Annotated in this window: 12 protein-coding genes; 5 read left to right on the forward strand and 7 right to left on the reverse strand. The window is 64.5% G+C overall.

From position 1 onward, the window contains the following. The 4 genes from JHD07_RS25540 to JHD07_RS25555 all read right to left on the reverse strand — a co-directional run. On the reverse strand, positions 1 to 528 hold a 528-nt coding region (locus JHD07_RS25540; RefSeq protein ID WP_291627092.1), incomplete at its 3' end, for a PhoD-like phosphatase N-terminal domain-containing protein. Between the two features lie 119 nt (positions 529 to 647). After that, a complete protein-coding gene (locus JHD07_RS25545; RefSeq protein ID WP_291627093.1) occupies positions 648 to 1,067 on the reverse strand; it encodes a hypothetical protein in 420 nt (139 codons plus the stop codon). Between the two features lie 109 nt (positions 1,068 to 1,176). After that, positions 1,177 to 2,178 (reverse strand): nitronate monooxygenase family protein, encoded by a 1,002-nt coding sequence (locus JHD07_RS25550; RefSeq protein ID WP_291627095.1) that lies wholly within the window; start codon positions 2,176 to 2,178, stop codon positions 1,177 to 1,179. Between the two features lie 280 nt (positions 2,179 to 2,458). Then, positions 2,459 to 2,833 carry a PRC-barrel domain-containing protein gene (locus JHD07_RS25555; RefSeq protein WP_291627097.1) on the reverse strand — a complete coding sequence of 125 codons (375 nt, stop codon included), beginning with the start codon at positions 2,831 to 2,833 and terminating at the stop codon, positions 2,459 to 2,461. A 351-nt stretch (positions 2,834 to 3,184) separates the two neighbouring features. On the opposite strand from JHD07_RS25555, the gene JHD07_RS25560 reads away from it, so the two are divergent. From JHD07_RS25560 to JHD07_RS25570, 3 genes are all read left to right on the forward strand, one after another. Next, a complete protein-coding gene (locus tag JHD07_RS25560) occupies positions 3,185 to 3,412 on the forward strand; it encodes a hypothetical protein (RefSeq protein WP_291627099.1) in 228 nt (75 codons plus the stop codon). Between the two features lie 84 nt (positions 3,413 to 3,496). Further along, a complete protein-coding gene (locus JHD07_RS25565) occupies positions 3,497 to 4,048 on the forward strand; it encodes a DUF4142 domain-containing protein (protein WP_291627101.1) in 552 nt (183 codons plus the stop codon). Positions 4,049 to 4,141: 93 nt separating this feature from the next. Beyond that, a complete protein-coding gene (locus tag JHD07_RS25570; protein WP_291627102.1) occupies positions 4,142 to 5,137 on the forward strand; it encodes an SDR family oxidoreductase in 996 nt (331 codons plus the stop codon). A 356-nt stretch (positions 5,138 to 5,493) separates the two neighbouring features. On the opposite strand, the gene JHD07_RS25575 is transcribed toward JHD07_RS25570, so the two are convergent. From JHD07_RS25575 to JHD07_RS25585, 3 genes are all read right to left on the reverse strand, one after another. Then, entirely contained in the window at positions 5,494 to 5,697 is a 204-nt protein-coding gene (locus JHD07_RS25575) for a hypothetical protein (RefSeq protein ID WP_291627104.1), read from the reverse strand. Positions 5,698 to 5,764: 67 nt separating this feature from the next. Then, a complete protein-coding gene (locus tag JHD07_RS25580) occupies positions 5,765 to 5,896 on the reverse strand; it encodes a hypothetical protein (protein ID WP_291627106.1) in 132 nt (43 codons plus the stop codon). A gap of 112 nt (positions 5,897 to 6,008) precedes the next feature. Continuing rightward, positions 6,009 to 6,203, reverse strand: a complete 195-nt coding sequence (locus JHD07_RS25585) for a hypothetical protein (RefSeq protein WP_291627108.1) — start codon at positions 6,201 to 6,203, stop codon at positions 6,009 to 6,011. A gap of 94 nt (positions 6,204 to 6,297) precedes the next feature. Between JHD07_RS25585 and JHD07_RS25590 the strand changes: the two genes are divergently transcribed. Then, positions 6,298 to 6,810 carry a DUF4142 domain-containing protein gene (locus tag JHD07_RS25590; protein ID WP_291627110.1) on the forward strand — a complete coding sequence of 171 codons (513 nt, stop codon included), beginning with the start codon at positions 6,298 to 6,300 and terminating at the stop codon, positions 6,808 to 6,810. 329 nt (positions 6,811 to 7,139) lie between these two features. Next, a partial coding sequence (locus tag JHD07_RS25595) for a HAMP domain-containing protein (protein WP_291627112.1) occupies positions 7,140 to 8,580 on the forward strand: 1,441 nt, incomplete at its 3' end.

Here is an 8,580-nt window from a genome sequence, read left to right on the forward strand (position 1 = left end):
GTTGTCGAGCATGGTCCGATAGCTGCGATAGCCGCCGCGGGCGACGTCGATGCCCCAGCCCTGCCCGGCGGTGTCGCCGGACCACAGGAACGAGATCGACTGGCCGGCTGCTGGCGCGGTGCGGAAATGACCGACGCGGCTCTCGCCGGCAATGCCGGTCGCGACATCCTCGAAGCGGACACGGTAGAAGGTGTCCTGCCCGGCCGGCAGATCGTTCAGCAGAAGTTTGGCGGTGAAATCGGCATCGGGCAGCGCAGCGCGCGAAGCCGCCGCAATGATGCTTTTGAAGCTCTCGACGGTGGAGCATTCCACCTGCATCCGCGCCGGCCGGTCGGCGCGCGCCCAAACTACGGCGGAGCCGTCCGAGACATCGCCCGACTGGATGCCGCCTGCGATTCCCGGGCGGTCGGCGGCGCGGCTGAGATAAGGTGTCGCGAGCGTGCCGAGCGAGGCAACTGCCAGGCTCGAGGTCGAACGGACCAGGAATTGCCTCCGGGTCCATGCGCGCGAAGCGCGGGGCGCTGCCATCTCGGGAAACCTTCGTCGAATCGCGACGGAAGGTGCCTGCGCTCCTTGACCTCCAGCTTACGGTTTCTTGACTCCGCGCCAACGGTTTTGCGACGCGGGAATGACGGCCTGGCCGGAACTTATCGCTTCCAGTCGCAGATGCCGCCGGAGCGGCAGGGCCAGGTCTGGATGCGGGTGTCCATCGCCTGCGCGTCGAGCGGGTTGCCATGGCGATGGGACAGTCTGGTCCGTGCCGCCCCACGCGGCTGGGTGCTCTTCGCCTGTGCCGCCTTCGGCTCGCCCCTGCGGACGCGTTCGGCGGCTACCTTCTTCGGCACGTCGAGAGGCTCGGCGCGCGCCTGCGCCTCGTTGCCGCCGCGCGCTTCGAGTGCGACCGGCGCGAAATGCGTCTCCGGGCCGAGACGCTTCGGCGACAGCACGGCCTTGGAGAGATCGAGGCTGAGATATTCGGCGGGCTTGTAGTCGTCAGCGCGCGCAACGCCGCCCCCCGCGATCACGAGGGCGAAGGCGATTGCGAAGGGAACGCTTTTCAGCACCACGGACGCCTCCTGAAATGGATTTATAAAAGGAGTAATTTACCCCTATTTAGGAGGCGCCGCGCGCAATTCCAGCGGTCAATTGCCGCCGTGGTTAAGAAGTTTGACGGTGTCAGGCGACCTTTCGGGCCGATCCCGTCCCGTCCAGGAACCCCACCAGACGGTTGCGGATGATGGTGTCCGCCTCGTCCATGATGCGGTCGATCAGCTCCTTGCAGGATGGGATGTCGTGAATCAGGCCCGCGACCATGCCGCAGCTCCACGCCCCGGCGTCCATCTGGCCGTCGAGCATGATCCTGGGATAGACGCCCGCGACCTGGTCGTGGATGTCGTCGATCGTGAGCTTGTCGCCCTTCTCGCGCTCGATCTCGAGCAGGCGGTCGACATTGGGGTTCCTGAGGACACGCTCAGTGTTGCGCAAGCTTCGCATGATCAGGCGGGTGTCGAGCTCGGTGGCCGCGACGAGCGCGTTCTTCACGTTCTGATGCACCGGTGCTTCCTTGGTAGCGATGAAGCGCGTGCCCATGTTCATGCCCGCCGCGCCCAGCGACAGCGCCGCGACGAGGCTGCGTCCGTCGGCCATGCCGCCGGAAGCGACGAACGGGATCTTCAACTCTTCCGCCGCGCGCGGCAGCAGGATCATGTTCGGGATGTCGTCCTCGCCGGGATGCCCGCCGCATTCGAAGCCGTCGACGCTGACGGCATCGCAGCCGATGCGCTCGGCCTTGAGCGAATGGCGCACCGAGGTGCATTTGTGGATGACCTTGATCCCGGCTGCCTTCAGCGCCGGCATGTAGGCTTCCGGGCTGCGGCCTGCGGTTTCCACCGCCTTGATGCCGCCCTCGACGATGGCCGCGATGTATTCAGGATAGGGCGGCGCCGAGAACGTCGGCAGGAAGGTGAGGTTCACGCCGAACGGCTTGTCGGTCATGTCGCGGCAGCGCGCGATCTCCTTCGCAAGCAGCTCGGGCGTCTTCTGGGTGAGACCGGTGATGATGCCGAGACCCCCGGCATTGGAAACGGCGGCGGCCAATTCGGCAAAGCCGACGAAATGCATGCCACCCTGGATGATCGGGTGCTCGATGCCGAACAGTTCGGTGATCGCGGTCTTCACGTCGGTTTTCCTCCCCGGAATTTGCTTTGGTTCCGGTTCAGTCTAGCCGGACTTTTGCGGCGCGGTCACCATTTCTCTACGAGAGGCAGCAGCATTCGTCCGGGCCGATGCCGGAACGTCGCAGGGGTGGCGATCTGGACGAGCCGCGGTCCGGCCGCCTGCGCAACGGGGCGGTTAGAACCAGGCCCAGGCAAACCGGAAGCGCCCCATCGCGCGGCTGCGATAGGGGACCGCTCGCAGCCCGCCCGGAGGCGCGACAAGCAGCCTTGCCGCCTCAGACTCACGCGAATGGGACGCCGTAATGAGAGTTGATACCGCGCACGGCGGCGTCGTCGCCCCAGTTCCAATCGCTTCGCACGCCGTATTTCGGCGCACCTTCCAACTCCTTGGTGGTGATGCCGGTGACATAACCACCAAGCTCAGGATCGTATTTCAACGATTGCCAGGGCAACGGATAATGGTCGTTGCCAAGTCCGAGGAACCCACCAAAGCCGAGCACGGCGTAGGACACCTGGCCCGTGATCTTGTCGATCATCACGCGTTCGATCGAACCTATCCGGTTGCCATCGGCACCATAGACCGATGTTCCCTCCACCTTGTCGCTGCCGATCAAACGGCCCGTTTCGTTGCGATCGAGTTCGTCCTGGTTCAACATCGCAATCCTCCGCTCATTACCAAGCCAACCGAATGACAACGTGATCGTTCCGGTTCACGTCCGCTTACGGGTCAGGAACATCGTGCGAAACGAGCGGTTCTCAGGTCTTGGCTGCTCTGCCGAACAAGGCCGCACGCAATGAAAAGACCCACGCTTCACGTCTGCGTTTCAACAACGAGGATCTTACCGGGTCACCTGGAGCAGCGCATCCCCGACGTGTCCTACTCACGTTTCGCCGAGCTGACGCGGAATCTTCGTCGACGATCCGCAGATGCCGCGCTCCGCCGGGGACCAGGCGCTGGCGAGCGAGACGCCCAAATCGATCCTGCCCGGAAAGCAATGAGGTGAGCCATGAGCGACTTCCGCGACATCCAGCACGGCGTCAACGATCCGGTCGGAGGCTTGGACGTCAAGCGCCAGATCAACGACAATCGTACGCCACACGAGAAGGCGCAGCACCATGCCGACGTGCGCGCCGACGCCACGGCCGTCCCTGCCGAGCCGTTCCTGCCGGAGCGGCTTCGACGCAGGCCGACCGATCCCATCAATCCGCGCACCGGGCGAAATCCCGCGGATTAGCCGTTTGGAACCTAGGCCCCTGCAGCGTGTTGGTCGGCGCAATCTCGCCGGCAAGTGGCCGCGCGACTATCGAAGGATCAGACCATGAAACGCACCCTCATCGCTCTTGCTTGCGTGCTCTTCGCAGGCCCTGCGCTCGCCCAATCGCTCGGCGAGAAGACGGGCGTCAACTCCGCACTCGGCGTCTCCCCGAGCACCCCCGACTTCGTCAAGCAGGTCGCGATCAGCGACATGTTCGAGATCGAGTCGAGCAAGCTTGCCCAGCAGAAGGGCAACGCGCAGGAGAAGAGCTTCGCGCAGCAGATGATCGCCGACCACACCAAGACCAGCACCGAGCTCAAGGGGATGGTCAGCGATGGCAAGGTGCAGGCCACCCTGCCGACGGCGCTCGACAGCGCGCACCAGAGCAAGCTCGACAAGCTCAAGAATGCGAGCGGCAAGGACTTCAGCTCGGACTACAATTCCTACCAGATCAGCGCCCATGAGGACGCCGTCTCCCTGTTCGATCGCTACGCCAAGGGCGGCGACAATGCCGCGCTGAAAGACTGGGCCGGCAAGACGCTGCCGGCGCTGAAGCATCACCTCGACATGGCCAAGGACCTCGGCAAGGCGCCGAGCGTCGGCCAAACCAAGTAACGAACTACTGAAGGACGCCGGCCTGCCCGGCGTCCTTTCTTAGCAACGTCGAACATCTCCGCGCATTGAGCCTCGACCCCAGCGGAGAGCAGCATGTCCCACAGCAAGAACCCATTGTCCCGCCGCCACGTCGTGCACGGTGCGAGCGCAGCGCTCGCGGCGGCTTCGCTGGCATCAACGGCGAAAGGAGACACATCCATGGCCGAGCATGGCTTGATCGATCCCGTCAGCCGTTATCCCAAGCCTCCGTTCAACAAGCAGTCGCAGCCCTGGCCGGGTCTTGCCGGCAAGATGGACCCGCGCCCGGATCATGGCGAGACCAGCTACAAGGGCTCCGGCCGACTCGCTGGCCGCAAGGCCCTGATCACCGGCGGCGATTCCGGTATGGGCCGCGCCGCCGCGATCGCCTATGCGCGCGAGGGCGCCGACGTCGCCATCAACTATCTGCCGGCGGAAGAAGCCGACGCCGCGGAAGTGATCGCACTGATCAAGAAGGAGGGGCGAACCGGTCTTGCGATTCCCGGCGACCTCACGGACGAAGCCTTTTGCAGGCAGTTGATCGAACGCGCGGTGCAAGGCCTCGGTGGCCTCGACATCCTCGTCAACAATGCGGCTCGGCAGCAGGCCCGCGCCTCCATTCTCGACGTGTCGTCGGAGGATTTCGACGCCACGATGAAGACCAACATCTACGCGCCATTCTGGACCATCAAGGCGGCCTTGCCGCATTTGAAGCCGGGCTCCTGCATCATCGGCACGACCTCCGAACAGGCGTACGATCCCTCGGCGGATCTCTACGACTACGCGCAGACCAAGGCTGCGACGATGAGCTACGTGAAGTCGCTGGCCAAGCAGCTCGCCTCCAAGGGCATCCGCGTCAACGGCGTTGCGCCGGGGCCGATCTGGACCCCGCTCCAGGTCTCCGGCGGTGCCACGATGGAGAAGCTGGAGCAATTCGGCGGCATGACGCCGCTCGGCCGTCCCGGCCAACCGGTCGAGCTCGCTTCGATCTACGTGCAGCTTGCCGCGTCCGACGCAAGCTATGCGACCGGCCAAGTGTACGGCGCGGCAGGCGGGTCGGGCCAGCCGTAGCATCGCCAGGACACCTGTTGCGCTCGCTGCCGAGGTCCTGTTCGTCTTCGCTTTACGGGATTCGGTGGCATGCCGCATTCATCGTGTTTCTGCCATGCTGATTGCCATAGCCCGGGCGCTCTCGCGAGCGTAAGCACCGTTGGTGATCTATCCGTCTGGTCGCGTTGATGCTGATGGATCTTCAGGTCGACGATCCCGGGACAGCTCAACCTGCCCCAAAGCAGCCCTCCTCAGCGAACGACCCCGACACATTGGTGCCGGGGTCGTCCTTGGAGACTGCTTCCGGCGCACCGGGGGCGTGACAACCGGGAAGCAATCCATCGACTCGTCCCGCGGGAATTGGTTCCCTGCGAGACCTAGCCTGTGGCGTCGCTCGAGCCGTCCGGCATCGCGCCCGAGCCCGGCGTCTTGCTGTTGTCGTTCAGCTTGGGATCGCGCGTCGCTTCGCGCGAGGGCGAACCTTTCGGACTGCTCTTGTGAACGGATTGTGCACGTTCCTTGTCGCGCGGCTGGTCTTCGGCGCGCTCGTCCTTGACGATGCCTTGATCAGAATGGGCCATGATGAGTTCTTTCTCTCCTGCTGCTCAAGCCCTTACGCGCCGCGCGGTGGAATGTTCCCCGCCAGCACTAGCTGTGCGCGGCATGGACGACGGCAGACGCGCTTTCGAGATGAACCTGTCGCACCGTCGTCACGGCCGCAATCGCGACCGAGACGCCGAAAGCGAGAACGAGAGAGAGAAGAGCCAGACGCGGAGCCATCTTCAACCTCCTGATGAGTGTGGAATCGATGTGATCGACCGCCTTCGGATGGTGCCATACCTGTTGCTGACCTTCCGTGAGCGCTCTCACATGCGGGCCGCCAGGCGAAGGCTCACGCCCGCCGCCTTGGAGCAGTATGCACAGCGAGCGGCGGGATCTCGCCATCCAGCCAATCCTGCTCGTTGGCGAGGGCCGTCCAGGCGTCGGCCATGCGCGAATAGCGCTTGTGCGCGGGCTGTCCATCGGCCCGCTCGGCAAGCTGAAGGCAGTTATCGGCGTTGTCTCTGAAGATGTCAGACTGTTTCATCCAGAGGACGTGGGGACGGAACTGTCCCCCTGCAACCCGGTTACCGGATCGTAATCATCGGGGAACTTCCGCACGCGGTTCGTCATTGATATGCATGCGCGTTCTGGCGGCGATCATCCTGGCATTCATCGGCAGCTCAGCGCTTGCCGACAGCATCGCCGGTCAAGCGCCCGGCGAACGGACCCCGACCGCGACAGAGGTCATCGGCGCGGTCTACGACTTCAGCCGGTTTCAGCAGGGCCTTCTCGAGAACACCGACCTTAAGGGCAATGCGGAGGTCAAGAACCTCGCCGCCCTCCGCGCCGAGGAAGCGGCTAAGCGCGACAAACGTTTGAAGGAGGTGCAGGACGCGATCGGCGCGGAGCCGCGCCCCAGCAAGGCGCCATCGTCGGCGCCAAGCCTGGTCGAGCCCGACATGTCGGATGGTCCGGCTTACGTCAGAAGCTTCTATGCCGCGCAGATTCCCGAATACGAAGCGATCATCGAGCTGCTCGATCGCTATCTGAGGTCGCCCGACAACGCGGCACTCGCAGCATTCGCGCGCGAGCAGTTGCCGATCCTGCGCGCGCAGGTCGGGGACGCGGCGCGCACCATGGCGGATAAGTAGCTTCTGGTTGTCGGTCGGCCCTCAAAGCTGTCGCTCGGATTGGCCGCTCCGGTGGTCGGTGTTTCCGCGCGGGTGGCGGGCTCGCGGCGGGTCACCGGCCACGGACCTTCTCCCGCTGGATGCAAAAGCGGGCTTACCCGCGTCATTTTGTTCACGTCGGCATGGAACCAATCCGGGGGATCGCGGTTACTTCAGCCGGGCTGAGCAAGGCAGGTTCCATCATCTCGCGCCGTTACCTTGGCGCTTGATTTCGAATTTGGCTGACGCTCTATTTCGGTCAACCAACGCGTCATGCCTCGGATTCGGCCGACGCCTGCGGGGGAATCAGTATGAGCGACCTCGATCCCGGAACTGCATCACGCTCCGGTCGTCGCGCCTCAAAGCCACAAACCAACGGTACGTCGGAGCCGGATTCCCGGGCAGAACTGCTGCTTGCCTTGCAGGCCATGCGCAGCGGTGACTTTTCGGTGCGAATGAGCGGCGAATATCTCGGTATCGACGGCAAGATTGCCGATACCCTCAATGAAATCATCGCCGCCAACCAGCGCATGGCGCAGCAGCTCGAGCTGGTCGGCCAGGTGGTGGGGCGCGAAGGCAAGACCCGCCAGCGCGTGAAGTTCGGCCTCGCCTCGGGCTCCTGGGCCGACATGGAAGGTTCGGTCAACACGCTGATCGACGATTTGCTGTGGCCGACCCGTGAGGTGACGCGCGCGGTCGCCGCCGTCGCGCAAGGCGACCTGCTCCAGACCGTCAAGCTCGACGTCGATGGCCGGCCGCTCGGCGGCGAGTTCCTGCAGTCGGCGACCATCGTCAACACCATGATCAAGCAGCTCGGCGTGTTCACCTCCGAGGTGACGCGCGTGGCGCGCGAGGTCGGCACCGAAGGCAAGCTCGGCGGCCAGGCTCAGGTGCCCGAAGTGACTGGGGTCTGGAAGGACCTCACCGAGAGCGTCAACTCGATGGCGAACAACCTGACCAACCAGGTTCGCAACATCGCCGAGGTGACGATCGCGGTGGCGAACGGCGACTTGTCCAAGAAGATCACGGTCGACGTTCGCGGCGAGATCCTGCAGCTCAAGGAAGCCATCAACACGATGGTGGACCAGCTGCGCTCGTTCGCTTCCGAAGTGACGCGCGTGGCGCGCGAGGTCGGCACCGACGGCAAGCTCGGCGGCCAGGCGATCGTGCCCGGCGTCGCCGGCACCTGGAAGGACCTCACCGACTCCGTCAACGCGATGTGCGGCAACCTGACCGCACAGGTCCGCAACATCGCCAACGTCACCACTGCAGTGGCGCGCGGCGACCTCTCGCGCAAGATCACCGTGGACGTGCGCGGCGAGATCCTGGAGCTGAAGGACACCATCAACACGATGGTGGACCAGCTCAACTCGTTCGCCTCGGAAGTGACGCGCGTCGCGCGTGAGGTCGGCACGGAAGGCAAGCTCGGCGGCCAGGCGCAGGTGCCGGGCGTCGCCGGTACCTGGAAGGACCTCACCGACAACGTCAACTTCATGGCGTCCAACCTGACCGCCCAGGTCCGCAACATCGCCGACGTCGCCACCGCGATCGCGAGCGGCGATTTGTCGAAGAAGATCACAGTGAACGTCTCCGGCGAGATCCTTCAGCTGAAGGAGACGCTCAACACCATGGTCGACCAGCTCAACGCCTTCGCCGGCGAAGTGACGCGCGTGGCGCGCGAGGTCGGCACCGAGGGCCGGCTCGGCGGCCAGGCCAACGTGCTCGGCGTCGCCGGCACATGGAAGGACCTCA

This window comes from Bradyrhizobium sp. (assembly GCF_016462955.1).
Taxonomy (GTDB): Bacteria; Pseudomonadota; Alphaproteobacteria; order Rhizobiales; family Xanthobacteraceae; genus Bradyrhizobium.

Bases quoted from the DNA above. Each gene is read 5' to 3' on its own strand.
- JHD07_RS25590 (WP_291627110.1), top strand. From the start codon at position 6,298: ATGCGCGTTCTGGCGGCGATCATCCTGGCATTCATCGGCAGCTCAGCG.
- JHD07_RS25565 (WP_291627101.1), top strand. From the start codon at position 3,497: ATGAAACGCACCCTCATCGCTCTTGCTTGCGTGCTCTTCGCAGGCCCT.
- JHD07_RS25580 (WP_291627106.1), bottom strand. From the start codon at position 5,896: ATGGCTCCGCGTCTGGCTCTTCTCTCTCTCGTTCTCGCTTTCGGCGTC.
- JHD07_RS25560 (WP_291627099.1), top strand. From the start codon at position 3,185: ATGAGCGACTTCCGCGACATCCAGCACGGCGTCAACGATCCGGTCGGA.
- JHD07_RS25570 (WP_291627102.1), top strand. From the start codon at position 4,142: ATGTCCCACAGCAAGAACCCATTGTCCCGCCGCCACGTCGTGCACGGT.
- JHD07_RS25555 (WP_291627097.1), bottom strand. From the start codon at position 2,833: ATGTTGAACCAGGACGAACTCGATCGCAACGAAACGGGCCGTTTGATC.
- JHD07_RS25575 (WP_291627104.1), bottom strand. From the start codon at position 5,697: ATGGCCCATTCTGATCAAGGCATCGTCAAGGACGAGCGCGCCGAAGAC.
- JHD07_RS25585 (WP_291627108.1), bottom strand. From the start codon at position 6,203: ATGAAACAGTCTGACATCTTCAGAGACAACGCCGATAACTGCCTTCAG.